Source organism: Sphingomonas sp. CCH21-G11, assembly GCF_001555965.1.
Taxonomy (GTDB): domain Bacteria; phylum Pseudomonadota; class Alphaproteobacteria; order Sphingomonadales; family Sphingomonadaceae; genus Sphingomonas.
This window is the reverse complement of the sequence record NZ_LSHX01000036.1, coordinates 159,696-183,995: the sequence shown is the minus strand read 5'-3', so window position 1 is coordinate 183,995 and position 24,300 is coordinate 159,696. Positions and strand designations below refer to the sequence as shown.

At 66.1% G+C, this 24,300-nt stretch carries 21 protein-coding genes and 1 pseudogene; 18 read left to right on the top strand and 4 right to left on the bottom strand.

Annotated elements, in window-relative coordinates; translation table 11 throughout:
* The 3 genes from AX676_RS18320 to AX676_RS11300 all read right to left on the bottom strand — a co-directional run.
* On the bottom strand, positions 1 to 212 hold a 212-nt coding region (locus AX676_RS18320; RefSeq protein WP_231734716.1), incomplete at its 3' end, for a hypothetical protein.
* Complete coding sequence (locus AX676_RS11305; protein ID WP_066478337.1) at positions 209 to 979, bottom strand: MerR family transcriptional regulator; 771 nt, start codon at positions 977 to 979, stop codon at positions 209 to 211. The genes AX676_RS18320 and AX676_RS11305, both read right to left, overlap by 4 nt.
* A gap of 90 nt (positions 980 to 1,069) precedes the next feature.
* A complete protein-coding gene (locus tag AX676_RS11300) occupies positions 1,070 to 1,696 on the bottom strand; it encodes a recombinase family protein (RefSeq protein WP_082731090.1) in 627 nt (208 codons plus the stop codon).
* Positions 1,697 to 1,825: 129 nt separating this feature from the next.
* On the opposite strand from AX676_RS11300, the gene AX676_RS11295 reads away from it, so the two are divergent.
* From AX676_RS11295 to AX676_RS11250, 10 genes and pseudogenes are all read left to right on the top strand, one after another.
* Positions 1,826 to 4,795: a Tn3 family transposase gene (locus AX676_RS11295; RefSeq protein WP_066478335.1), complete on the top strand. Its 2,970-nt coding sequence runs from the start codon at positions 1,826 to 1,828 to the stop codon at positions 4,793 to 4,795.
* Positions 4,796 to 4,829: 34 nt separating this feature from the next.
* A pseudogene (locus AX676_RS11290) lies at positions 4,830 to 6,107 on the top strand (FTR1 family iron permease); the annotation flags it as partial.
* Between the two features lie 58 nt (positions 6,108 to 6,165).
* Positions 6,166 to 6,831 (top strand): cation transporter, encoded by a 666-nt coding sequence (locus AX676_RS11285; RefSeq protein WP_066478332.1) that lies wholly within the window; start codon positions 6,166 to 6,168, stop codon positions 6,829 to 6,831.
* 113 nt (positions 6,832 to 6,944) lie between these two features.
* Entirely contained in the window at positions 6,945 to 7,289 is a 345-nt protein-coding gene (locus AX676_RS11280; protein WP_066478330.1) for a hypothetical protein, read from the top strand.
* 63 nt (positions 7,290 to 7,352) lie between these two features.
* Positions 7,353 to 8,624 (top strand): TolC family protein, encoded by a 1,272-nt coding sequence (locus AX676_RS11275; RefSeq protein ID WP_066478324.1) that lies wholly within the window; start codon positions 7,353 to 7,355, stop codon positions 8,622 to 8,624.
* The gene (locus tag AX676_RS11270) at positions 8,621 to 9,781 is read left to right on the top strand and encodes an efflux RND transporter periplasmic adaptor subunit (protein ID WP_066478321.1); all 1,161 of its coding nucleotides are present in this window, start codon (positions 8,621 to 8,623) and stop codon (positions 9,779 to 9,781) included. The genes AX676_RS11275 and AX676_RS11270 overlap by 4 nt, the downstream gene beginning before the upstream one ends.
* Positions 9,782 to 9,784: 3 nt before the next feature.
* The gene (locus AX676_RS11265; RefSeq protein ID WP_156437688.1) at positions 9,785 to 13,048 is read left to right on the top strand and encodes an efflux RND transporter permease subunit; all 3,264 of its coding nucleotides are present in this window, start codon (positions 9,785 to 9,787) and stop codon (positions 13,046 to 13,048) included.
* Positions 13,049 to 13,059: 11 nt separating this feature from the next.
* Positions 13,060 to 13,383: a DUF190 domain-containing protein gene (locus tag AX676_RS11260; protein WP_231726170.1), complete on the top strand. Its 324-nt coding sequence runs from the start codon at positions 13,060 to 13,062 to the stop codon at positions 13,381 to 13,383.
* The gene (locus tag AX676_RS11255; protein ID WP_231726168.1) at positions 13,380 to 14,372 is read left to right on the top strand and encodes a cation diffusion facilitator family transporter; all 993 of its coding nucleotides are present in this window, start codon (positions 13,380 to 13,382) and stop codon (positions 14,370 to 14,372) included. Before AX676_RS11260 ends, AX676_RS11255 begins: the two co-directional genes overlap by 4 nt.
* 327 nt (positions 14,373 to 14,699) lie before the next feature.
* On the top strand, positions 14,700 to 15,386 hold the full coding sequence (locus AX676_RS11250; RefSeq protein ID WP_066478307.1) for a transporter: 687 nt from the start codon (positions 14,700 to 14,702) through the stop codon (positions 15,384 to 15,386).
* Between the two features lie 30 nt (positions 15,387 to 15,416).
* Here AX676_RS11250 and AX676_RS11245 read toward each other — a convergent pair whose 3' ends face one another.
* Entirely contained in the window at positions 15,417 to 15,722 is a 306-nt protein-coding gene (locus tag AX676_RS11245) for a metal-sensing transcriptional repressor (protein ID WP_443026023.1), read from the bottom strand.
* Positions 15,723 to 15,775: 53 nt separating this feature from the next.
* Here AX676_RS11245 and AX676_RS11240 point away from each other — a divergent pair, with 53 nt between their 5' ends.
* The 8 genes from AX676_RS11240 to AX676_RS11210 all read left to right on the top strand — a co-directional run bounded on the left by AX676_RS11240 (position 15,776) and on the right by AX676_RS11210 (position 24,225).
* On the top strand, positions 15,776 to 17,101 hold the full coding sequence (locus tag AX676_RS11240) for an MFS transporter (RefSeq protein WP_066478305.1): 1,326 nt from the start codon (positions 15,776 to 15,778) through the stop codon (positions 17,099 to 17,101).
* Positions 17,102 to 17,214: 113 nt separating this feature from the next.
* A complete protein-coding gene (locus tag AX676_RS17885; RefSeq protein WP_156437687.1) occupies positions 17,215 to 17,490 on the top strand; it encodes a hypothetical protein in 276 nt (91 codons plus the stop codon).
* Positions 17,491 to 17,547: 57 nt separating this feature from the next.
* A complete protein-coding gene (locus tag AX676_RS11235; RefSeq protein ID WP_066478302.1) occupies positions 17,548 to 18,807 on the top strand; it encodes a TolC family protein in 1,260 nt (419 codons plus the stop codon).
* The gene (locus AX676_RS11230) at positions 18,804 to 19,949 is read left to right on the top strand and encodes an efflux RND transporter periplasmic adaptor subunit (RefSeq protein ID WP_066478299.1); all 1,146 of its coding nucleotides are present in this window, start codon (positions 18,804 to 18,806) and stop codon (positions 19,947 to 19,949) included. Before AX676_RS11235 ends, AX676_RS11230 begins: the two co-directional genes overlap by 4 nt.
* Positions 19,946 to 23,188 carry an efflux RND transporter permease subunit gene (locus tag AX676_RS11225; RefSeq protein WP_066478292.1) on the top strand — a complete coding sequence of 1,081 codons (3,243 nt, stop codon included), beginning with the start codon at positions 19,946 to 19,948 and terminating at the stop codon, positions 23,186 to 23,188. Before AX676_RS11230 ends, AX676_RS11225 begins: the two co-directional genes overlap by 4 nt.
* Positions 23,189 to 23,235: 47 nt before the next feature.
* On the top strand, positions 23,236 to 23,424 hold the full coding sequence (locus tag AX676_RS11220; protein WP_066478280.1) for a hypothetical protein: 189 nt from the start codon (positions 23,236 to 23,238) through the stop codon (positions 23,422 to 23,424).
* A 31-nt stretch (positions 23,425 to 23,455) separates the two neighbouring features.
* The gene (locus AX676_RS17880; RefSeq protein ID WP_156437686.1) at positions 23,456 to 23,782 is read left to right on the top strand and encodes a hypothetical protein; all 327 of its coding nucleotides are present in this window, start codon (positions 23,456 to 23,458) and stop codon (positions 23,780 to 23,782) included.
* Positions 23,783 to 23,913: 131 nt separating this feature from the next.
* Positions 23,914 to 24,225, top strand: a complete 312-nt coding sequence (locus AX676_RS11210) for a hypothetical protein (RefSeq protein WP_066478276.1) — start codon at positions 23,914 to 23,916, stop codon at positions 24,223 to 24,225.
* Positions 24,226 to 24,300 lie beyond the last annotated feature (75 nt).

The window sequence follows — 24,300 nt, the reverse complement described above, 5'->3', positions numbered from 1 at the left end:
TAGTTGCCGTCCACGTCGCTGTAGAGCGATCCGGGTACGAGCAGAACGGCCCCGCGCGGTGTGCCTTGCGGCATGGTGAAACGACACGCGATCTCGACACCCGATACCGTTACCGTGGCGTCCCGCTCCTGCGGGACGGCGGCTCCCAGATTGCTCGCGGACATGCAGGTGGCTCCGATCATCATGGTGGCAAGGAGAGTACGGCGGTTCATTGGACGGTCCCGCGCAGAGCGCCGCGGGCGTACACGGCCATCGCGTCGGCGAGGAACACCGCCATGTGGGGATGCAGGGCCTCGTACATAAACCGGAAGTCGGAGTGGCTGGCATAGAGGAGGCCAAGCGACGCATAGGCCTCGGCATCAGGACGCCATGATCGGCATACCCACCGATGATGCCGCGCCGTCAAAGCTTGTGCCGCTGAAGACGAGGACGTCCCCCCTGCCTCTATCAGGGTAACGAATTCCCTATGGATCACCTCGATCTCCGCCTTGAAGTCGAGCAACTCGGTAGGAGACAGGGATTGCATCGCCGCAGTGGCATCACGGATGGCCGCCTCGGCAGGGCCACCGAATCGTGCAACCATCTCCGACTCCCAAGCGGCCTGCTTTTCGGGTGACACCCCATAGAACAGACGCCGTTCATCGACTGGTTCGCCAGCATCGAGCAATGCCAGCGTGCGGTCGATCGTCTGTGCAAGATCGCGGCGCTGGGTGATTTCTTCGTCCACGCGTTGACGAAGATCAATTAATGCGGCGCGCGTATCGAAGGCGGGATCATCAAGGATGCGTGCGATCTCCGCCAGCGGCAGCCCAAGTTCGCGATAGAACAGGATGTGCTGGAGACGCAGCAATTCCACCTGTCCGTAATAGCGATAACCATTGTCACCGACGTCGGGCTTCAACAGCCCGATATGGTCGTAATGATGTAAGGCGCGAACGCTGACGCCTGACGCTTTCGCAACCTGTTTGACCGTCTGCATGACCTCACTCCGAATCGCTATGTCATGCTTGTGCGGGATGACGTTGCGTCAGGGTCAAGCGTTATCAGATGCTGCCCTGCATCTTTGAATCTATCGGTTACGTTGGGCGATCAGCTTCTCGCCATCGGGTCTGATCTCGCCCTTGGGAGTGACATGTCGATACAGCGTTTGCCGAGTAATGCCGAGTTCGGCGCATAGCTCGGCGACCTTGGTTTCCGGCTTGCCCATCGCGGCCTGGGCGAGGCGCAGCTTGGCGGGCGTCATCTTGAACGGTCGTCCACCATGTCGGCCACGCGCTCGCGCAGAGGCGAGGCCGGCGCGGGTGCGTTCGACGATCAGCTCGCGTTCGAACTCGGCGAGGCCGGCAAATATTGCGAAGATCAGCCGGCCGTTGGCGGTGGTGGTGTCGATCGACGCGCCTTCGCCCGCCAGCACTTTGAGGCCGATGCCGCGCTTGGTCAGATCGCCGACAGTGTTGACGAGGTGGCGCAGATCGCGCCCGAGCCGGTCGAGCTTCCAGATGACGAGCGTGTCGTCGCGGCGTAGCGCCTTCAGACAGGCGTCCAACCCGGGTCGCTTGTCGAGCCGGCCTGACGCGGCATCCTCATAGATATGCTCGGGATCGACGTCGGCCGCGACCAGCGCGTCGCGCTGGAGGTCATGGACCTGGCTGCCGTCCGCCTTGGACACTCGCGCGTAACCAATCTGAGTTGTCACATATACGTCCGTCTGCGTGACGGAGCGGCATTGCCCGTCGATCGATCGCTATAATGTCACATAACCCGTCTTGTGGTCTACGCTCCGTGAACAGGGTCGCTCTCCTGTTGCGTGACGAACAGGAAGCCGATGCCGTCCAGAACCATATTGTCACCCGCCCAGCGCAGCGCGATCTTCGATCCGCCGCCCGATCAGGCAACGATCGAACGGCTCTACACCCTCGGTCCCGATGACCTTGGACAGATCGCACGTCGCCGGCGCGGGGCGAACCGGCTCGGATATGCGGTGCAGCTCTGCTACCTACGCCACCCGGGACGAAGCCTGCTGCCGAGTGAAGCGGTGCCTGCCGCCATGCTGGCGCTGCTCGCCGACCAGATCGGTTGCCGTACCGAGGACTTCGCCGACTATTCTGCGCGTGCGACGACGCTGCGCGAGCATCGCGCCGAGGTTGAAGCGTATCTCGGTCTGCGTGCCTTCGACCGAGCAGAAGTGCGATCGATGCTGGCGCTGGGATCGGAGATCGCCACCTCGACCGATCGTGGCGATGCAATCGTCGCCGGCATGGTCGATCGCCTGCGGCTCGACCGGATCGTGCTGCCTGCGGCATCGACGCTGGAACGGCTCGCCCTCATCGTGCGGGCGCAGGCACGCAAGGCCGCGCATGCCGGACTGATCAGCGACTGCCCGGCTGATCAGGAAGCGGCGCTCGAACGCTTGATCGCATCGGACGACAATGGTCGCACCCGGCTTGGATGGATACGCGAATGGCCAGAAGCATCATCGGCGTCGAACCTGAAAGGCATCGTCGAGCGGCTCGACACAGTGCGCGGCATCGGGATCCCAGCCGATCGGGCGCGGCGCATCCATGCCGCTCGCTATGCCGTCATCGCACGGACCGCTGGCATCGTCACCGCGCAGCATCTGCGCCGTCTCGAACGTCCGCGCCGGCTCGCCATGCTCGTTGCGGCTATGATCGAGATGGAGGCGGCGCTGACCGACGCGGCACTGGTCATAGTCGAGAAAATGGTAGGCGCGCTGTTCCGCCGCGCCGATCGCACCCGCTCCGACCGGTTGCTCGGGCAGGCGCGGCTGCTGAAGGATACCGCCCGCTTCCATGCGCGGCTCGGTCGCCTGCTCGTCGATGCCCGCGCGACCGGGCGCGATGCGATCCGCCGCATCGAGGACCAGGTGGGCTGGGACCAACTCGAACGCAGCATCCGCTTCGCCGAGGATCTCACCCGGTCGGCCGACGACGGCTTGGCGGAAGTGATCGAGCGCTATCCCGCCGTGCGGCGGTTTGCCCCAACATTCCTCGCCGCCTTCACCTTCCGCACCGCGCGGTCGGGTGATCCGCTGCTCAGCGCGATCGAGGCTCTGCGGGCAATGTACGGCGACGGCCGCTCGGTCCTGTCCAAGCGGGTGCCGACCAGCTTCATCAAGCCGCGCTGGCGCAAGGTCGTGGAGCCGTCCCAAGGAGTGATCGACCGCCGCGCCTACGAGATCGCCGTGATCGTCCATCTGCGCGAACGGCTCGGTTCGGGCAGCATATGGGTGGACGGCAGCCGCGCCTATCGCACGCTCGACGATTACCTGTTGCCGGTGCCCGCGTTCGAAACGATGCGCGCCGATGGCAATCTGCGCTTGGCCGTGTCGTCTGGTTTCGCCGAATGGTATGAGGATCGTCGCACCCTGCTGAACCAGCGTATGACCGAGGTGGAACGCGCAGCCGCGACCGGCGAGCTGGTCGACGTGACGATTGAGCGCGGGCAGTTGGTGATGTCGCCGATCCGTCGAACGCCATCCGACGACGTCGAGGCACTGAAGGCCCGGCTCTACGCGATGCTGCCGCGTGTCCGGGTCACCGACCTGCTGGTGGAGGTCGCCGCATGGTCGGGCTTCGCCGACCGTTTCGTCCATGCTCGCAGCGGCGAGCCGGCCTCCGACCAGTCCGCGCTGATGGGTGCGATCCTCGCCGATGCGACCAACCTGGGCCTCGGGCGCATGGCAGAAAGTTCGCGTGGGCTGACGCTGTCCCGCCTGCGCTGGACGGCGGAATGGCATGTGCGCGATGAAACCTATCTGTCGGCGCTAGCGGCGATCGTCGATTGCCACACCGCGCATCCGCTCGCCCAGGTCTGGGGACCGGGCGATACATCGTCGTCGGACGGGCAGTTCTTCCGTGCCGGCGGTCAGGGCGAGGCCCGCGCCGATCGCAACGCCCGCTATGGCACTGATCCCGGCGTGCTGTTCTACACCCATGTCACCGACCGCTTCACGCCGTTCCATACCAAGGTCATCGCAGCCAATGCCGGCGAGGCCGCGCACGTCCTCGATGGCCTGCTCGACCATGAGAGCGAGCTGGTCATCCGCGAGCACGCGACCGACACCGCCGGGGCTGTCGATCACGTCTTCGGCCTGTGCCACCTGCTCGGCTTCCGCTTCGCACCGCGCATCCGCGACCTCAACGAGCGCCGCCTGTATAGTCTGTCGTCGCTCGATCCCTGGCCGACGCTGCGCCCGCTTGTCGCCGGGCCAGTCAATGTCCGCGCGATCGAGGAGCACTGGGACGAGACGCTGCGGCTCGCTGCATCGATCCGGGCCGGCACCGTCAGTGCCTCGGTCATGCTGCGCAAGCTGGCAGGTTTTCCGCGTCAAAACCCGGTAGCCCGTGCGCTGCGCGAGATCGGGCGGATCGAGCGTACCTTGTTCATGCTCGACTGGTTTGACGATCCTGAGCAGCGGCGTCGTACCGGTAGTATCCTCAACAAGGGCGAGGCCCGCAACGCGCTCGCCCGCGCCATCTTCTTCAACCGCCTCGGCGAACTGCGCGACCGCACGTTCGAGAACCAGCGCCATCGTGCCTCCGGGCTGACCCTGCTCACCGCGGCCGTCACCCTTTGGAACACCGTCTACCTCGACCGTGCCGTCCGGCATTTGCGCGGCAGCGGTGTCGAGGTGCCGGACAAACTGCTTGCCCACGTCGCGCCATTGGGCTGGGAGCATATCTGTCTTACCGGCGATTATCTTTGGAGCGAGATGGACAAGCCCCGCGAGCGATTCAGGCCGCTCCGCCTTCACCAGACCGGCCGCGACGCTTAGCGTACGTTTTCGAACATCCTCTCACCGGTCCCCGATATGGCAGAGCGATGCCTCCCTCCGCCAGCGCATCTCCGGTCTTGCGGCGCTTGCGGGGCTGACGCCGCAGGTGCTCGCCGGGCAGATCGGCGAGGCGAGGGCCGATGCGGTGATGGCCTATCTCCGGCGGCACCCGGACGCAGTGATGCAGCCCGTAGCCGGATCGCTCAGGCTCGCTCGCGCCAAGCTGGCGCAGAGTCTTGCGGCATACCGGTCAGGCGACGCGCGCACCGCACGCGAGCTTGCGCTTTCCGCTTATCTCGACGGCTTCGAGCCGGTCGAGCCGACGCTCACCGCACGAGACGCAACGCTGATGGGCCACATCGAAGGCGCGATGGGCGAATTTCGCGCGGCGCTCCAACAGAAGCGTTCGGTGGACGACGTTGCGACGCGCGTACAGGTTCTGAACGGACTGTTCGACGACGCCGAAACGGTACTGTCGCCAGATGCTGCGAGCAGCGCATCGACCTTTCTCGGGGCATTCACGATCCTGCTCCGCGAAGGACTCGAGGCGCTTTTAATTGTCGTCGCGATGATCGCCTTTCTGCGCAAGGCGGGCCGAACCGAAGTGCTTCCCTATGTCCATGGCGGCTGGATCGGCGCGCTTGTCGCGGGCGGTCTGACCTGGGCAGTGGCGACCTATGCAATCGGGATCAGCGGCGCGAGCCGAGAATTGACTGAAGGGTTCGGCTCGCTGTTCGCCGCCGTCGTCCTGCTGTCCGTGGGCATCTGGATGCACGGCAAGGCACAGGCCAACCAGTGGCAGCGCTACATCCGGGAGAAGATGACGCACGCCCTGTCGCGTCAGTCGGCCTGGTTCCTGTTCGGCCTCGCCTTCATCGTCGTCTACCGCGAGGTGTTCGAGACGATCCTGTTCTACGCCGCGCTCTGGACACAGGGGAATGGCGGCATGCTGCTCGCCGGCGCCGGATCGGCTGTCTTCCTGCTGGGCCTGATTGCCTGGGCGATGCTGCGTTACAGCCGCGACCTGCCGATCGGGAAGTTCTTTTCGTACAGTGCCTGGCTGATGGCGGCGCTGACGGTCGTGCTGGCCGGCAAGGGCGTGGCAGCGCTGCAAGAAGCCGGCATCATCGATATCGCGCCGCTGACCGGCGGCCTGCGCATCACCATGCTCGGGATCTTCCCGACATGGCAGTCGATGACGGTGCAGCTGGCAATGCTCGCCGCGGTGGTTGCAGGGTTCATGCTGAATCGCCGCCATGTCGCGGCACCGGGTTCGACAGCGAATGACACCTTGCCCGCAGATGCCACTTGACCCTGCAGTCGCTAGAGGGTGCATGATCGCGCGATGAAGCAAATGCGAGCCCTTGATCATGGTCTGTAACAGTTGCCCGACAGACGCGCCCGCCAAGCCGGATCCCCGCTGGCGGCGAGTGCTGTGGGTCGCGCTCGCGATCAATCTGGCGATGTTCGCGGGCGAGATATTTGCCGGGATTGCGTCGGGGTCGAGGTCGCTGCAGGCCGATGCCCTCGATTTCCTCGGCGATTCCGCGAACTATGCCATCAGCCTCGGGGTGGCCGGTTTGGCGCTTCGATGGCGGTCGCGCGCCGCGCTGGTCAAGGGCGGCACCATCCTTGCGTTCGGACTCTATGTGCTCGTCACGACGGTCATAGCTGCGTTTGGAAGCCGGGTGCCGCAGGGCGAGACGATGGGCGCGGTTGGCCTGCTCGCTCTTTTGGCCAACGGGACTGTCGCCCTGATGCTCTTTCGCTATCGTGGCGGCGACGCAAATATGCGCTCGGTGTGGATCTGTTCACGCAATGACGCGATCGGTAACCTCGCCGTTGTCGGCGCGGCCCTTGGCGTGCTCGGTACAGGCACCCAGTGGCCCGACATAGCAGTCGCAGGTATCATGGCAGCACTAGGCATCTCGGGCGGTCTTCAGATCCTCATTCAGGCAAGTAGAGAGCTAACGGAAACCACATCAGACCATCGATCCGATGACTCGTCAAAACTCCTCAACAGTGTTATGAAATAACATACTAAATTGTGATCAGGCAGAATCGATATCTTCGTACAAAGATCCTGTTTTTGTCCTCAACTACGGCAAAATCTTTGACGGACCTGCCATATCGTCTATGGACGCTATAGATGCGCCGCCCGTTCGCCCTCATCGTAGCGTTGATGCTGGTTCTGACATTTTCGTCAGGAGCGCAGCCTCTACCGGCCTATGCTGGTGAGATGGGCAATATCGCTATGTCGGTCGATGGTACGCCGCCCGGCCATACGGCTGGAGACGCGGACCAGGTCCCCGGTGATGCCGACAAGGCGACGCCGCACCATCACAGCTTGGGCCACGACCACGGCGCGGCCCTTCCTGCCTTGGACTTCGCGGCCGACTTGCCCTCTTCTCTCACGCTGCCTGAGCGTCGCGCATCATTCGCGCTACCTCCCGGCTTCGCGCGGAATCGCGACCTGAGGCCGCCGATCGCCTGACTTCGCCACTCCCGCCGCCGTTGAGGCGCGGGAATCCATGCGAATGTCAGGAGAATACCAATCATGTCCCGAACTCTCGCGGCGTTGCTCGCCGCGACCGTCTGCGTCGGCACCGCCGCCGCGCAGACGACCCCGGTCGCATCGACCGAGGCGCCGCTTACGCTTGACGACGCCATCGCGTCGGCACGTGCGCGTTCGCCCGGCATGGATGCCGCGGATGCCGCCATTCGCGCCACGACCGCGGGCCGCACAGTCGCCGGTCTGCGCCCCAACCCCACGTTCGAGGGGCAGGCCGAGAACGTCGTCGGCACCGGTCCCTATAAGGGGCTTTCCGGCTCGGAAACGACCGTCGGCTTCTCGCTGCCGATCGAGACGGGCGGCAAGCGGTCAGCCCGCGTCGCGGTCGCCGATACGCGCGTCGGTCGTGCCAAACTCGGCGCCTTTGTCGCGCTCGCCGACCTCGAACTTCAGGTCGCAGAGACCTATGTCGAAGCACTCGGTGCGGAACGACGGCTGCTGGTCGCGCAGCAGCAGGCCGCGATAGCGACGGAAGGTTTGCGCGTCGCGCGAGACCGGGTGACGGTCGGCGCTGCGTCGCCTATCGACCAGCAGCGCGCCGACGTCATCTCGATCAACGCGAATGTCGCGGTCGAGCGGGCAGAACGCTCGCTCGACGTCGCGCGCCAGAACCTGTCCCGCCTTATCGGTAGTGCGGTCAACGGCCCGCTCGACACCGCCTGGTTCGACCGCGTCGCCGGGTTCGGCCCGACGATCGCGCCGAGTTCCGACGGCACGCTGGCGCTCGCCATCGCCGCCGCCGACCTGGCGACCGCGGAAGCCCAGATCCGCCTGGCGCGTGCCAACCGCGTACCGGACATCACGCTCAGTGCGGGAGCCCGTCGGCTACAGGCGTCGCGCGACACCGCTGCGGTCGTCGGCGTGTCGATACCGATCCCGCTGTTCAACAATGGGCGCGCCGCCATCGGGCAGGCGACGGCCGAACGCGACCAGCTCATGGCGCAACTGAGGCTCGCCCGGCTCGATGCGGATCGGGCGATTGCCAGCGCCGTGGCGGACGTTGCCAATGCCGCCGCCACTGCGAGGGCAGCCAACGGTCCAGCGCTCGCCGCTGCGCAAGAAGCAGCCCGCATCGCCCGGCTCGGTTACGGTCAGGGCAAGTTCAACCAGATCGAGCTGCTCGACGCTGAGCGTACGCTGTCCGAGACCCGTGCGACAGCAACCGACGCGCTCATCGCCTTTCATACCGCCACCGCGCGCTTGCGCCGCCTGACGAGCGCCGCGCCCTCGGCCACCCCATCCGGAGACTATCGATGACCGATACCAACAAGCGCCTTTTCGGCGGCGCGGCCGCCGTCGCGCTCGTCGCGTCCGCTGGAGGATTTCTGGCCGCGCGCCTGACGGCACCCGGCGTTCCCGCGCCTTCGGCGGAAGCCCCGGCCGAGGCCGAGAAGCCGGCATCCGAGACCGTCATCCTGAACGCTGCCGCCATCAAGGAGGCGGGCATCGCGACCGAGACCATCGCTTCCGGCGGACTGTCCGCCGAGATCGTCGCCCAGGCGGCGGTGTCGGCGTCGCCGACCGGCGAAGCCATCGTCACCGCCCGCGCCGCGGGAGCGGTCGTCAGGCTGCTCAAGCGGCTGGGCGATCCGGTGCGGGCCGGCGAGCCGCTCGCGATCGTCGAAAGCCGCGATGCGGCGCAGTTCGCGTCGGACATCAAGGTCGCCGCCGCGCGGTCCACGCTGGCGCAAAAGGGCTTGGCGCGCGAGCGCTACCTCTACGAGCAAAAGGTCTCGTCGCGCGCCGACTATGAAAAGGCACAGGCCGAAGCCGCGACGGCGGCGGCCGAAGCCCAGCGCGCGCGGTCCACCGCTGGTGCGGCCAAGGTCACGTCCGATGGCCGCGGTGTGATGGTCGCCAGCCCGATCTCTGGGCGCGTTACCGCGATCACCGCCAAGCTTGGCGCGTTCGTGCAGCCAGAGACCGAGCTGTTTCGCGTCGCCGATCCGCGCGAAGTGCAGATCGAAGCGGCGATCGGGTCGCTCGACGCCGCCCGCCTCGCACCGGGCGACCGGGCCGTGATCGAACTGCCCGACGGACGGACGGTCGATGGCCGCGTCCGCGCGGTCACGCCGACGCTCAACACCGAAACGCGCGCCGCCACGGCCGTGATCGACATGGCATCCGCAGGCCTGCCGCCGGGCCTCGCCGTCCGCGTCCGCATTCTGCCAAGCCGCGGCGGTGGCTCGACCGCGATCGTGGTCGCGGAGGAATCGGTCCAGTCACTGGGCGGTCGCGACGTCGTGTTCGTGCGCACGCCGCAGGGCTTCCGCGCCCGCCCGGTCACCACGGGTCAGCGCAGCGCCGGCCGGATCGAGATCGTGAGCGGCCTGCAGCCTGGTCAGGTCGTCGCGACGACCAACGCCTTCCTGCTCAAGGCTGAGCTCGGCAAGTCCGCCGGCGAGGAGGAATAGACCATGATCGCCAACCTCATGGCGCTGTCCGTCCGGGCGCGCTGGGCCGTCGTCGCCTTCTTCCTCGTCGTCGCGGGCGTCGGTGTCTGGCAGCTCACGAAGCTGCCGATCGACGCCGTCCCCGACATCACCAACAACCAGGTCCAGATCAACACAGTCGAGCGCGGGCTGTCTCCCATTGAGATCGAAAAGCGGGTCACTTTCCCGATCGAGACCGCGCTCGCGGGCATTCCCGGGCTGGAGACAACCCGCTCGCTCTCGCGCAACGGGTTCAGCCAAGTCAGCGCCATCTTCACCGACAAGACCGACCTATACTTCGCGCGCCAGCAGGTGAGCGAACGGATCGGGCAGGCGCGCGACAGCCTGCCCGACGGGGTCCAGCCGCAGATCGGACCGGTCACAACGGGCCTTGGCGAGGTGTTCATGTATGCGATCGACTTCGCCAACCCCGGCGGCAAGGGCGCCAAGGTCGTAAACGGCCGGCCGGGCTGGCAATCGGACGGCAGCTTCCTGACGCCGGAAGGCGACCGGCTGACCGATGACGTGTCTCGCTCGGCCTATCTGCGTACCGTGCAGGACTGGATCATTCGGCCGCAGCTGCGCACGGTCAAGGGCGTCGCCGGCATCGACTCGATTGGCGGCTACGAGAAGACCTATGTCGTCGAGCCCGATCCGGTGAAGCTCGGCAGCTACGGCGTCTCCTATTCCGAACTGGCCAAGGCGCTAGAATCGGCGAACCTGTCGGTTGGCGCCAACTACTTCAACCGTGGCGGCGAAGCCTTCCTCTTGCGCGGCGACGCGCGCATCAAGGACATCGACGAGATCGCCGATGCCATCATCGCGACCCGTGGCGGGGTGCCCGTCGCGGTCAAGAATGTCGCCACGGTGCGGATCGGTGGTGATCTCCGAACGGGTGCCGCCAGCATGAACGGTCACGAAGTGGTGGTCGGCACCGCGCTGATGCTGATCGGCGGCAACAGCCGCATCGTCGCGCGCAGTGTGGGCGACAAGATCGCCGAGGTTACGAAGTCGCTGCCGCCCGGTATCAAGGTCACGCCCACGCTCGACCGCTCGGTGCTCGTCAACGCGACCGTCGGGACGGTGCAGAAGAACCTTGCCGAGGGCGCCGTGCTGGTCGCCGCCGCGCTGTTCCTGCTGCTCGGCAACGTGCGCGCGGCGATCATCGCCGTGCTCATCATCCCCTTCTCGTTCCTGATGATGGCGATGGGCATGAACGCGTTCGGGGTGCCCGGCAACCTGATGAGCCTTGGCGCGCTCGACTTCGGCCTCATCGTCGATGGCGCGGTGATCATCATCGAGAACTGCCTGCGACGCCTGGCCGAACGGCAACATCGCGAGGGCAGGCTGCTCGCGCTACGTGAACGCCTGGAGGAGACGATGCGGGCGAGCCAGGAGATGATCAAGCCGACCGTATTCGGTCAGGCCATCATCTTCCTCGCCTTCGCGCCGTTGCTGATGTTTACCGGGGTCGAAGGCAAGACGTTCTCGCCGATGGCCATCACCATCATGCTGGCGCTGGCGGCCGCGTTCGTCCTGGCGCTGACGTTCGTGCCGGCGATGGTCGCGCTGCTCATCCGCGGCAAGGTTGCCGAGAAGGAAGTATGGATCGTCGCCCGCATCAAAGAGCGGTATGCGCCGGTCCTCGACATGGCGGTGGCGCGGCCCTGGCCGTTCATCGCGGCAGGCTTTGGCTACTTCGCGGCCGCGATCCTAGCGTTCGGGTTTTTGGGACAGGAATTCATCCCGCAGCTCGACGAGAAGAACGTGGCGCTCGCCTCCAGCCGCGTCCCATCGGTGTCGATGGAACAGTCGCTCAAGATGCAGCGAGGTGTTGAGCGTGCCGTCACCAGCCTGCCGGAAGTGGCGCTGATGTTCTCCAAGACCGGCACCGCCGAGGTCGCGACCGATCCGATGCCGTCCAACATCTCGGACGGCTTCGTCATCCTCAAGCCGCAGGACCAGTGGCCTGCGGGGGTAGAGACCAAGGCCGACGTGCTCGAGCGGATCGAGAAAAAGTCCGGCGCGCAGATCGGCAACGCGTTCGAGGTCAGCCAGCCGATCCAGCTGCGCTTCAACGAGCTGATCGCGGGGGTGCGCGGCGATGTCGCGATCAAGCTCTATGGCGACGACCTCGACAAGATGAGCGCGGCCGCCGCCAACATCGTGAAGGCGCTGCAGGCGATCCGCGGCGCGGCCGACGTCAAGGCCGAGCAGACGAGCGGCTCGCCGACGCTTGACGTCCGCTTCGACCGGGCGGCCATCGCCCGATACGGGCTGACGGTCGAGGAGGTGGCCGATACCGTAGCCGCGGCGATGGGCGGCCGCGAGGCCGGCCTCGTGTTCGAGGGCGACCGGCGTTTCGGCGTGCAAGTACGCGTGCCGATGGAAACGCGCGACAACCTCGACGCGCTGCGCAACCTGCCCGTGCTGCTACCACCCGAGGCGACCGAGCGCCGCGGTTCGGTGCCGCTGTCTCAGGTCGCGCAGTTCCGCTTCAGCGAGGGTCTCAATCAGATCAGTCGTGAGAACGGAAAGCGTCGCGTGGTGATCCAGGCGAACGTGCGCGGGCGCGACGTAGGATCGTTCGTGGCGGAAGCGATGCCGACGGTGGGCAAGGTCGCGCTGCCGACCGGCTCGTTCCTCGAATGGGGCGGGCAGTTCCAGAACCTGCAGGCTGCGTCCGACCGGCTGGCGATCGTCGTGCCGATCTGCTTTGCCGCGATCTTCGCGCTGCTCTACCTGGCGCTCGGCGGGCTCGGACGGGCTTTCGCCGTGTTCGCGGCAGTGCCACTGGGCCTCGCCGGTGGCGTGTTCACGCTGCTCATAACCGGAATCGCCTTTTCGGTGTCGGCCGCGGTCGGGTTCATCTGCCTGGCGGGTGTCGCCGTGCTCAACGGGCTGGTCGTGATGAGCGCCATCCGCGAGCGGCTCGAGGACGGCGTCGAACTCAGCCGCGCCATCGTCGAGGGGACGTTCGAGAAGGTGCGGCCGGTCATCATGACGGGCTTCGTGCCTGCGATCGGCTTCGTGCCGATGGCGCTCGCACACGGCACCGGCGCCGAGGTCCAGAAGCCGCTCGCGGTGGTCGTCATCGGCGGCCTGATCGCAGCAACGATCCTCACGCTGCTCGTCCTTCCCGCCATCACCCAGGTCGTGCTCGGCCTGGGCGAGCGCTGGCACGAGCGGCGCAGGGGAAATCCGAAAAGCCACGGCGGAGAGATGGCTCCAGCGACGGGAGAGGGATGATGGGAAACGGCATGAAGCTATTGCGCATCTACACCGACGAGGCCGCCTATTTCGGCGACCGCAAAGTGTTCGAGGTGGTCGCATCGCGTGCGCGCGACGCGAAGATGGCGGGCGCAACGGTGCTGAAGGCCCTGTTCGGCTTCGGCCGGTCGGCGCATCAGCATCGCAAGCACTTCCTGGAGGACGACCAGTCCCTCGTGATCGAGATCGTTGACGACGATGCGCGCCTTCGCGCGTTCGTCGCCGAACTGGCCGACATATCGGGTATCGGCCTGATCACGCTCGAGGCGGTCGAGATACTTGGCGGCGACAACATGATGGGGAGCGAACGATGAGCTCGAGCGGCGGGACGAACGACATGCTTGATCCCGATCACGACGATCATGCCGGGCACGATCACGATGGAGGTAGCGACAGTGGCCATGGCGGTCACGGTCACAGCCACGCGCCCGCCAGCTTCGGCAGGGCGTTCGCGATCGGCACCGCGCTCAACATCGGCTTCGTCGTCGTCGAGGCGACCTATGGCCTGATCGCCGGATCGGTCGCGTTGCTCGCCGACGCCGGCCACAACCTGAGCGACGTCCTCGGCCTGCTCATCGCGTGGGGAGCGGCGACGCTTGCGAAACGCACGCCGAAAGGGCGCTATACCTACGGGCTGCGAAGTTCTTCGATCCTGGCCGCACTGCTCAACGCCCTGCTGCTGCTCGTGGCGATCGGCGTGATCGCGGTCGAGGCGGTGCGACGGTTCGCCGAGCCGAGCCCGGTCGCCGGCACCACGGTCATGATCGTCGCCGCGATCGGCATCGTGATCAACGGCGTTACCGCGTTGCTGTTCATGAGCGGTCGCAAAGGCGATCTGAACATCCGCGCCGCGTTCCTCCACATGGCCGCTGACGCCGGCGTGTCGGCTGGCGTCGTGCTTGCCGGGCTGGCGATCGTGCTGACCGGCCGCACCTGGATCGATCCGGTCACCAGTCTCGTCATCGTCGTCGTGGTCGCGGTCGGGACCTGGGGCCTGCTGCGGGATTCGGTCAACATGAGCCTGCAGGCGGCGCCTCCGGGCGTCGATCCCGCCAGGATCGGTGCGTTCCTGCGCAAGCAGCGCGGCGTGAAGGGCGTGCACGACCTTCACGTATGGCCGATGAGCACGACGGAAACGGCCCTGACCGTCCATCTGCTGGTGCCCGAGGGCTATCCGGGCGACGCCTTTACCGTCGAGATCGTGAAGTCGCTCAAGGAACGGTTCGGCATCGACCACGCGACGATCCAGATCGAGACCGACCCTGACGCGGACTGCCCGCTAGAACCCGACCACCTGGTCTGAGGCGATGGACGAAGGCGCATTCACCCGACCACCGAACAGTCGCAAGTCCTGGACGGCCGAGAACGACGACGAGCTCCGCCGGCGGGTTGTCGCCAGGCAACCGCCAGGCGCAATCGCGAAGGGCATGGGTCGAACGGTCGACGGCATCCGGGGGCGTGCGCAGCAACTGCGCCTCCAGCTTCCGTCGTCGCGCCAGCCATGGCGGATGTTCGCACGGCCGTCATGGTGGGGCCTGCGGCACCCCGGCGCCGAATGAAAGAGCGGACAGGAACGTCATCGGAGCGTCACACGCTAGGCCGACCTTGAAAACGCACCCTAAGGAAACCTATGCTGGCTCTGACCTACACCGTATTCCCGTTGATCGCCGTCCTCGTCGGAGCGATCGTCGCCGTGCTGCGTCCGCCGGGCCCCGCACTCTCCAGCGCGATCCAGCATCTCGCGGCGGGCGTCGTGTTCGCGGCGGCTGCAGCCGAGATACTGCCGCAGGTCGTGCACGGCGGATCCCCGGCGGCGACGCTGATCGGGGGCGCGGCAGGCGTGGTGGCCATGCTTTCGCTCAAAACGCTAGAGGAGCGCTTCGAGGGGCCGCTGGGAATGCTCGGCGCGGTCGGCACCGACATACTGATCGATGGCCTGGTGCTCGGCCTGGCGTTCATCGCCGGGGCGAAGGCCGGGCTGTTGCTTACCATCGCCCTGACGCTGGAGATCTTGTTCCTCGGCGTCACCGTGACCGAGGAACTGGGCGCGACCGTGCGCTCCAAGATAAAGATCGTGGCGATCACCGGCGGGCTCGGACTGCTGCTGCCCCTCGGCGTCGTCCTGGCCACACCCGTCGCCAGCTTCCCGCTCGCGGTGATCGACGGGTTCCTCAGCTTCGGGCTGATCGCGCTGCTGTATCTCGTGACCGAGGAACTGCTCGTCGAGGCCCATGCCAAACCGGACAGCCCGCTCATTAGCGCGATGTTCTTCGTCGGGTTCCTCGGACTGCTGCTCCTTGAGGAATTGATGGGCTGAGGTCGCGTCGAAATGGATAGCAACCGAACACTACCAATATTTTGATATTGCTCGAAATTGCTCGATCGCCTGCTGCGGGCCTTCGCCTTCCTCGGCGTGGACGAGGCAATGGTCAATATGATCGTTGATCAGCGCACGCTTCGCGCTGGCGATCGCATTCTCGACCGCCTGCAGCTGCTGGGCGATGTCGACGCAGGGGCGTTGCTCCTCGATCATGGTTACGATGCTGCGAAGGTGGCCGGTCGCCCGGTTAAGGCGCTTGACTATCGCGGGGTGGCTGGTTTGCGCTGTATGGGCCATTTTGAGTTCCTGACACGTCATGACGGACGTGTCCATCATATCCCCCATGGGGGATAGACAGGCGGCCAGAATCAGGGGATAGGGGCGCCATGCTCGCAGTCCTCGCCAATCGCACCTATCGCCACCTATTCCTCGCGCAGATCATTGCGCTGATCGGGACGGGGCTGGCGACGGTCGCGCTTGGTCTGCTGGCCTATGACATCGCAGGCGGTGACGCGGGCGCTGTGTTGGGCACCGCGCTCGCGATCAAGATGATCGCCTATGTCGGTGTCGCGCCGATCGCCGGTGCCTTCGCCAACAAAGTGCCGCGCCGCGCGCTGCTCGTCGCGATGGACATGATCCGTGCTGCCGTCGCGCTGTGCCTGCCGTTCGTCACGCAGGTCTGGGAGGTCTATGTCCTGATCTTCGTGCTACAGTCGGCGTCGGCGGCGTTTACACCGACATTCCAGGCGACCATCCCTGACGTGCTGCCCGAAGAGCGCGACTATACGCGGGCGCTGTCGCTGTCACGGCTTGCCTATGACATGGAAAGCCTGACCAGCCCGATCCTCGCGGCGGCGTTGCTCACGGTCATCAGCTTCCACTGGCTGTTCGCCGGGACCGCGATCGGCTTCGTCGCTTCGGCACTATTGGTAGTGTCGACCACCTTGCCGCGACCCAAGCTGGTCGAGGACGCGGGTGGCATCTACGACAAGACGACGCGGGGCACGCGCATCTACCTCAAGACGCCACGCCTGCGCGGCCTGCTTGCGCTGACCCTGGCGGCGGCAGCGGCGAGCGCGATGGTGATCGTGAACACAGTCGTGATCGTCAAAGGGCTCGGCCTCAGCCAGCGCGACGTCGCGCTGACGATGGCGGCGTTCGGCGCGGGCTCGATCACGGCGGCACTGACCTTGCCGCGCATCCTAGATCGGGTCGCCGACCGCACCGTAATGTTGATCGCTGCCGCTCTTCTGACGCTAACACTTGCCGCGATGGCACTGGTCACCGTGACCATGGGAACGGCCGACAGCTATTGGTACATTCTGATCGCAGGATGGATCGTCATGGGCCTGGCCTATTCGGCAAGCGTTACGCCTTCGGGTCGGCTGTTGCGCCGGTCGGCCAATGCCGACGATCGCCCCGCGCTGTTCGCGGCGCAGTTCGCGCTCAGCCACGTCTGCTGGCTCTTCGCTTACCCCTTGGTTGGGCAGCTCGGCGCGCGGGTCGGCATGGCGGCAGCGTTTGGCGCGATGGCGGCCATCGCCGGTGTGGGCACGCTGGCTGCGGTCCGGCTCTGGCCGGCGAACGATCCCGACGTTGTCGCGCACGAACATGGCGACCTTTCGGCCGACGATCCGCACCTGAAAGAGCATGAACGCGGGGATCATGCCTTCGTGATCGACAAGCGTCACCCCGATTGGCCCAAGGCGTGAGCGCGTTTCCCTTGCCGCAGCGCAGCACTCCGCATACACTACCCGGTGTGGCGCTCGTCCGATCCCGATCCGCCCCTTGGGGGTTCCTGCTCGCTCTCCTCGCCTTGATGACGATGAGCGCCGTATCGACATGGCACAATGCCAGCATTCACGACGACGACGCGGTCCACGCCGTTTCTGTCGCACACGAGCATGAGAAACAGGATTCGAGCGATCCCGATGGCGCCGTGCACCTTACAGCGCACATGGTGGGGCAGAGCCTCGCAATGCCTGATACAGCCGTCGCCCACATCTATGAGGCGTCATTCACGACCAACTGGTCGGTGCCGCGTTCAGCCCTTAAAGCTGGCATCGATCCAACATCTTTACTGAGACCACCAAAGGCCTGATCCCTGCCGCGCGCTGGGGGCGCGCCCGAGTCCAACTCGTGCAAGGATCACATCTCTATGACTGGCTTTATCAGCCGACGGCGCCTTGCGGCGCTGTTCGGCGGACTCGCGGGCATGACGCTGGCGGGTCCGGCGTGGGCCGACCCCGCGCCACCCTTCGCTCTGTTGCTCAAGCAAGCCGAGCAATCTCCCCGCCTCCAGGAGTTGGCCGCCGACGTCGATCGTGCGGCGGGCCTGTCGGACCAGGCGCACGCACGCCCCAATCCATCCGTGAGCGTCTATGCCGAGAACTTTGCCGGCTCGTCGCCCTATGCCGGGTTCGACCGGACCGAGACGACGCTGCAATATAGCCAGCCGTTCGAGCTGGGCGGCAAACGATCTGCGCGCATCGCTGCTGGCGAAGCCGGGGTGACAGCGGCGCGCGCGCGAGGCCTGCAAGGTCGCGTCGCCTTTGCTTATGATCTTGCGCGGGCCTATGCCGCCGTCGAACTCGCCGATCGGCGCATCGCGATTGCCGAGGACGAAGTCGAAGAGGGCGAAGCCGACCTGAAACTCGCCCGCGCGCTGGTCGAGGCAGGCAAGGAAGCCCGCCTCCGCGCGCTGCAAGCGGAAACCGAACTCAATGCCGCCCGTGCCGTGCTCGAAAGCACGCGGGCAGCGCGCACAGCGGCACTTGCCCGGCTCTCCGCGCTGGCCGGGGTGGAGACCCCCTTCACCGGTATTTCGGACTCGCTGCTCGATCTGCCCCAATCACGCGCCGCTTACGGCTCGGCCGATCCGCTCCGAACCACCGGCTATCTCGCCGCGCTGGCCGATCGGGAGGCTGCTGCAAAACGTGCAGCGTCGGAGCGCAAGCGTGCCATGCCGGACATTACCGGGCAGATCGGCGTGCGCAGGCTCGATCAGGACCGCGCGACCGCGCTGGTCGCCGGCGTTTCGTTGCCGCTGCGCCTGTTCGATCGCAACCGGGGCAATATCGCCGCAGCCGACGCCGAGCTGCGCGGGGCGGAGGCAAGGGCGGCGGCGGCACGGCTTGAAGCGACCGCCAATGTTCGCAGCGCCGTCGCGCTGGCAGAAGCCGCCGACGCCCGCGCCATCGCCGCAGAACGGACGATGGCGACGGCGGAGGAAACCTATCGGCTTGCCCGCATCGCCTATGAAGCGGGCAAATCGCCCTTGAGCGAACTGCTCGTCGCCCGCCACGGACTGGGTCTGGCGCGTGGCGTCGTCGCCGATGCTGCCGCTGCCCGTTTCGATGCCCGTGCCCAACTCGCCAGCCTGAACGGCATGGCCATCACCGGAGACCCGGTCCAATGAACGACAAGACACGCCTTTACACCGGGGCCGCGATCGGCCTGGCCGCCGCGCTCGGGTTCGGTGCCGCGCGCCTGACCCAGCCAGCGCCGCCCGCGCCCGAAGCGATGGCGACGACGCCGAGCGCGCCTACTGACGCGGTCGAGATCACGCCAGACGGCATCCGCATTTCGGCGATCACCGTCGCGGCCGCCGCATCGGGCGAACTCGACGCGGCGATTCCCGCGTCCGCCACGGTGGAGGCGACCCCCGATGCCGAAGCGGTGCTGACCGCGCGCGCGCCCGGCACCGTCATGCGCATCTTCAAGCGGATCGGCGATCCGGTCCGAGCGGGCGATACGCTGGCGCTGGTCGAAAGCCGCGACGCCTCGACGATCGCCGCCGACCGTGCTGCCGCTGCGGCGCGCGTGTCGCTGGCCTCGAAGCAGCTGGCGCGTGAGCGGTCATTGCTCGCGCAAGGCGTTTCCGCACGGGCCGATTATGAGACCGCGCAGGCAGCACTTGCGGTCGCACAAGCCGATGCAGGACGCGCCAGCGCAGCGGCTGGCGCGGTGCGGCTGGCGCGAGATGGCCGGTCGATCGCGGTCGTCAGCCCAGTGACGGGTCGCGTCACCGCCGCGACTGCGAGTCTCGGTCAGTTCATTGCGGCCGAGACCGAGCTGTTCCGCGTCGCCGATCCGTCGCGCCTGCAGATCACCGCCAGTTTGCCGCAAGCCGACGCGCCCCGCGTCCGCACCGGCGACCGGGTGGAACTGACCACCAGCGACGGACAGATGATCACAGGGCGGGTGCGCTCGACCACGGGCGTGGTCGACCGCGAGACGCGCGGTGCGACGATCGTGATCGAGCCGGGCGCGGGCGCCAGCCTGCTCGTGCCGGGGCAATTGGTTCAGGCGCGCGTCTTCGCCAGCGGCGGGGCTGCCAAGTCGGGCGTGATGGTGCCGCAGGACGCGGTCCAGACGATCGGTGATCGCCGCGTGGTGTTCGTCCGCACGCGGAGCGGTTTCAAGGCGCAGACGGTTCAGGTCGGCAGCCGCAGCGGCGGGATGGTCGCGATTGCGTCGGGCATCAATCCCGCAACGCCAATCGCCACCACCAATGCCTTCCTCCTCAAGGCCGAGATCGAGAAGGAGCAGGCAGAATGATCGCGCGCATCCTCTCGCTCTCGGTCCGCATGCGATGGCTCGTGGCCTCACTGACGCTGGTGGTCATTGCCTTTGGCGCGTGGCAGATCACCATGCTGCCGATCGACGCCGTGCCCGACGTGACCAACCGCCAGGTCCAGATCAGCACCTTTGCGCCGACGCTGGGCCCGGTCGATATCGAAAAGCAGGTGACGTTCCCGGTCGAGACCGCGCTGGCGGGCATTCCGGGGCTGGAAATGACCCGCTCCTTCTCGCGCAACGGCTTCAGTCAGGTGACGGCGGTGTTCACCGATTCGACCGACGTGTTCTTCGCGCGCCAGCAGGTGACCGAACGCCTCGCGCAGGCGAAGGATAGTCTACCCGCCGGCATCCAGCCGAATCTCGCGCCGCTGAGCACGGGGCTTGGCGAAATCTTCTTCTATTCGGTCGCGTTCCGGCATCCTGACGGCAAGGGCATCAAGCCGGTCGATGGCAAGCCCGGCTGGCAATCGGACGGCAGCTATCTGACGCCCGAGCGCGAGCGGCTGACGACCGAACTCGCCAAGGCGGCGTATCTGCGCACCGTGCAGGACTGGATTATCCGCCCCCAGATGCGCACCGTGAAGGGCGTTGCAGGCGTCGATTCCAACGGCGGCTATGTGAAGCAATATCTGGTCGAGCCCAATCTGGGCGCGCTCGCCGCTTACGGCCTGTCGATCACCGAACTCGCCGATGCGCTCGAACGCGCGAACATGTCGGCCGGCTCGAACTACGTCCGCCGCGCGGGCGAGAGCTTCCTGGTCCGTGCCGACGCGCGGCTGAAATCGATTGAGGACATTCAGGACGCGGTGGTGGCGACACGCGCCGGCACGCCGGTGCGCGTGCGCGACGTTGGCGAGGTCGTCATCGGCGGTGCCGTCCGCACCGGTTCTGGCAGCCGCATGGGATCGGAGGCGGTGATCTCGACCGTGCTGATGCTCGTCGGCAGCAATAGCCGGATCGTCGCCAATGCGGCGGGCGACAAGCTGACCGAGGTCAACCGGTCGCTGCCACCTGATGTGTTCGCAGAACCCGTCTATAATCGCTCCAAGCTCGTCAACGCGACGATCGCGACGGTCGAAAAAAACCTCGTCGAAGGCGCGCTGCTCGTCATCGTCGTGTTGTTCCTGCTACTCGGTAACATCCGGGCGGCGCTGATCACGGCGGCCGTGATCCCGATCACGATGTTGATGACCGCGGCGGGGATGAACGGCCTCGGCGTATCGGGCAATCTGATGAGTCTCGGCGCACTCGATTTCGGGCTGATCGTCGATGGGGCCGTCATCATCGTCGAGAATGCGCTCAGGCGCCTCGCCGAACGACAAGAGCATGAAGGCCGCCTGCTCACGCGCGAGGAGCGGATGGCGGAGACGACGCTCGCCGCGCAGGAGATGGTGAAGCCGACCCTGTATGGGCAGCTCATCATCTTTTTGGTGTTCGTGCCGTTGCTCACCTTCCAGGGCGTCGAGGGCAAGACCTTTGCGCCGATGGCGATCACGCTGATGCTGGCACTTGCCGCCGCCTTCGTGCTGTCCTTGACCTTCGTCCCGGCGATGATCGCGCTCGTCATTACCGGCAAGGTGAGCGAGACCGAAGTCAAGCCGATCCGCTGGTTCAAGGATCGCTATGCGCCGCTGCTGGCGCAGGCAGTGGCGCGGCCCTTGCCGTTTATCGCGACTGGCGCAGGTGTGTTCGCGGCGGCGGTGCTGTGCTTCGGCTTGCTCGGTGAGGAATTCATGCCGCAGCTCGACGAGAAGGACATCACCGTCACCAACTTCCGCGTACCCTCGGCGTCGATCGACCAGTCGACGCAGATGCAGCTGCGGATCGAGGATGCGCTGAAGACGCTGCCCGAGGTGGAGCTGGTCTTTTCCAAGAACGGCAATGCTGACCTCGGCACCGATCCGATGCCACCAAACGCGTCGGACACTTACGTGATCCCCAAGCCGGAGCATGAATGGCCGGCCGACGTGCGCAGCAAGGCCGACATCCTGACCCGGATCGAAGCCAAGATGAAGCCGCTGATCGGCAATCGCACCGAAATCCAGCAGCCGATCCAGATGCGCTTCAACGAGCTGATCGCGGGCGTCCGGTCGGACGTCGCGGTGAAGCTCTATGGCGACGACCTCGACCAGATGACGCAGCAGGCGCAGCGCATTGCATCGACGCTCCGCGCGATCCCCGGTGCGGCCGATGTCAGCGCCGAACAGACCGACGGCGCGCCGACCTTCGACGTGAAGATCGATCGGCCCTCGGTCGCGCGCTACGGCCTGTCGGTCGAGGAGGTGGCGAACACCGTTGCCGCCGCGCTTGGCGGGCGCGAGGCGGGGTTGCTGTTCGAGGGCGACCGGCGGTTCTCGGTCGTCGTCCGCCTTGCCGACGCGCAGCGCGACGATCTGGAGACGCTGGGCGCCATCCCGGTGATGCTGCCGACGATGGACGGCCAGATGGCGCGCTCGATCCCGCTGCGCGAAGTAGCGAAGTTCAGCTATACGCAGGGGCTGAACCAGATCAGCCGCGAGAACGGCAAGCGCATGGTCGTCGTCCAGGTCAATGTGCGCGGGCGCGATCTCGGCGGGTTCGTCACCGAGGCGCAGGACAAGATCGGCAAGCTCGATCTGCCACCGGGCATGTATACGGCGTGGGGCGGGACATTCGAGAGCCTGCAATCGGCGCGTCTGCGATTGATGATCGTCGTGCCGATCTGTTTTCTCGCCATTTACGGCCTGCTCTATATGGCGCTCGGCGGCTTCGTGCCGGCGGCGATCGTGTTCAGCGCGGTCCCCATGGCGCTGGCGGGCGGTGTATTCGCGTTGCTGCTGCGCGGTATCCCGTTCTCGATCACAGCCGCGGTCGGCTTCATCGCGTTGTCTGGCGTAGCCGTGCTCAACGGGCTCGTGATGATGAGCGCGATCCGCAAGCACCGCGAGGACGGGGCCGATGACGAAACGGCGATCATTGACGGCGCGATGGAACGCGTGCGCCCCGTGCTGATGACCGCACTGGTCGCCAGCCTGGGCTTTGTGCCGATGGCGCTGGCGACCGGCACGGGTGCCGAGGTGCAGCGACCGCTGGCGACGGTGGTGATCGGTGGGCTGATTACCTCAACCGCGCTGACGCTGCTGGTGCTGCCAGCGATCACGGCGTGGGCGTCCCGGTGGCGCGGTCGAAGGCACCAACGACCACAGTTCGGGCTGGACCAAGAGTATATATCAACGTGACGCACCCCTCGTCGGGGGAGGTCCCTTGGCGACGTAACGAGACACACATGTCCGCAAATCTGATGGGCGTCGCTGCGTCGCTGAGTGTGCGGCATATCCAGAAGCGCTGGTCGGGCTTTGGCGCGTTTGCGCGGCGCGCACCCTATGCCTCGGCGGCGGTCATGATTGTCATTGCCCTCTATATGGGCGTTTCCGGATGGGTCGGTCTGGCAAGCGGAAGCCCTCCGCTGGTGTAACCGCTGCAGTGTGTGCTACGTAACCGACTATATGAAGCGCTTGCTCATCCTCGTCTTGGCCATGTTCGCCCTTGCGGCGCCGATCCCGGCGCTCGCAACGCAGGCGATGTGCGCTGATTCGATGCCGATGATGGCGTCGATGGACCACGGCATGAAAAAGGGCTCATGCTGCGACGAGAAGCACAAGGCGTGCCTTCTGGCATGCGATGCGACCTGTGCCACTGCGATGGTTACGCCGCCCCAAATGCCTATTCGCTTGAGCCTCGCGCCTTCCAGCCTGCCAACCACCAGTCCCGCCAGCTTGACGATCGCCAAGATCGTCAGCGGCCTCGACCGACCTCCTCGAACCATCGTCTGACCCATGCCCGCTATCGGGCTCCCAATTTCGGATGCGCACGCCGCAGGCATTGGCCGGGCTGCGCATGGATCAAGACATCGACCGGCCCGACCCTTGAGCGGCGGGACCGGCATCCATTCGAGGATTTTATCATGAACCGTTTTTCCAAAATCGCTTTTGTCGCCACCGCCGTCGTGGCAGCTTTCACCGGCGCTGCGCCATCGTTCGCCGCCGACCACGCCGGTGACGGGTATCACTGGGAATATACCCCCGGCCCGCGCGGCACGGCACGGCGTGTTGCCGACCGTCCCGCCAAGCCCGCCACGGTGGCGAGCGAAACCGGCCATTGGCGTTTGCCATTTGGGCCGCGTGGTACCGCGACCTGGATCCCCGCCGATCGCGCTGACAACCGGATACCAATCGAACGGATGGCGAGTGACGTACCGATGACCAAAGCCAGTTGATCAAGCTCGATGCCTCCCCCGAACATCGACGGGGGAGGCGTCGTCCTTATCGGGTTCGGGGACCTGCCACCGGCA

Coding starts and splice junctions, on each gene's coding strand:
- AX676_RS11225 (WP_066478292.1), top strand. CDS start 19,946: ATGATCGCGCGCATCCTCTCGCTCTCGGTCCGCATGCGATGGCTCGTG.
- AX676_RS11250 (WP_066478307.1), top strand. CDS start 14,700: ATGCTGGCTCTGACCTACACCGTATTCCCGTTGATCGCCGTCCTCGTC.
- AX676_RS11295 (WP_066478335.1), top strand. CDS start 1,826: ATGCCGTCCAGAACCATATTGTCACCCGCCCAGCGCAGCGCGATCTTC.
- AX676_RS17885 (WP_156437687.1), top strand. CDS start 17,215: ATGAGCGCCGTATCGACATGGCACAATGCCAGCATTCACGACGACGAC.
- AX676_RS11285 (WP_066478332.1), top strand. CDS start 6,166: ATGGTCTGTAACAGTTGCCCGACAGACGCGCCCGCCAAGCCGGATCCC.
- AX676_RS11220 (WP_066478280.1), top strand. CDS start 23,236: ATGTCCGCAAATCTGATGGGCGTCGCTGCGTCGCTGAGTGTGCGGCAT.
- AX676_RS11210 (WP_066478276.1), top strand. CDS start 23,914: ATGAACCGTTTTTCCAAAATCGCTTTTGTCGCCACCGCCGTCGTGGCA.
- AX676_RS11260 (WP_231726170.1), top strand. CDS start 13,060: ATGAAGCTATTGCGCATCTACACCGACGAGGCCGCCTATTTCGGCGAC.
- AX676_RS11265 (WP_156437688.1), top strand. CDS start 9,785: ATGATCGCCAACCTCATGGCGCTGTCCGTCCGGGCGCGCTGGGCCGTC.
- AX676_RS11245 (WP_443026023.1), bottom strand. CDS start 15,722: ATGGACACGTCCGTCATGACGTGTCAGGAACTCAAAATGGCCCATACA.
- AX676_RS11240 (WP_066478305.1), top strand. CDS start 15,776: ATGCTCGCAGTCCTCGCCAATCGCACCTATCGCCACCTATTCCTCGCG.
- AX676_RS17880 (WP_156437686.1), top strand. CDS start 23,456: ATGAAGCGCTTGCTCATCCTCGTCTTGGCCATGTTCGCCCTTGCGGCG.
- AX676_RS11280 (WP_066478330.1), top strand. CDS start 6,945: ATGCGCCGCCCGTTCGCCCTCATCGTAGCGTTGATGCTGGTTCTGACA.
- AX676_RS11230 (WP_066478299.1), top strand. CDS start 18,804: ATGAACGACAAGACACGCCTTTACACCGGGGCCGCGATCGGCCTGGCC.
- AX676_RS11275 (WP_066478324.1), top strand. CDS start 7,353: ATGTCCCGAACTCTCGCGGCGTTGCTCGCCGCGACCGTCTGCGTCGGC.
- AX676_RS11235 (WP_066478302.1), top strand. CDS start 17,548: ATGACTGGCTTTATCAGCCGACGGCGCCTTGCGGCGCTGTTCGGCGGA.
- AX676_RS11255 (WP_231726168.1), top strand. CDS start 13,380: ATGAGCTCGAGCGGCGGGACGAACGACATGCTTGATCCCGATCACGAC.
- AX676_RS11305 (WP_066478337.1), bottom strand. CDS start 979: ATGCAGACGGTCAAACAGGTTGCGAAAGCGTCAGGCGTCAGCGTTCGC.
- AX676_RS11270 (WP_066478321.1), top strand. CDS start 8,621: ATGACCGATACCAACAAGCGCCTTTTCGGCGGCGCGGCCGCCGTCGCG.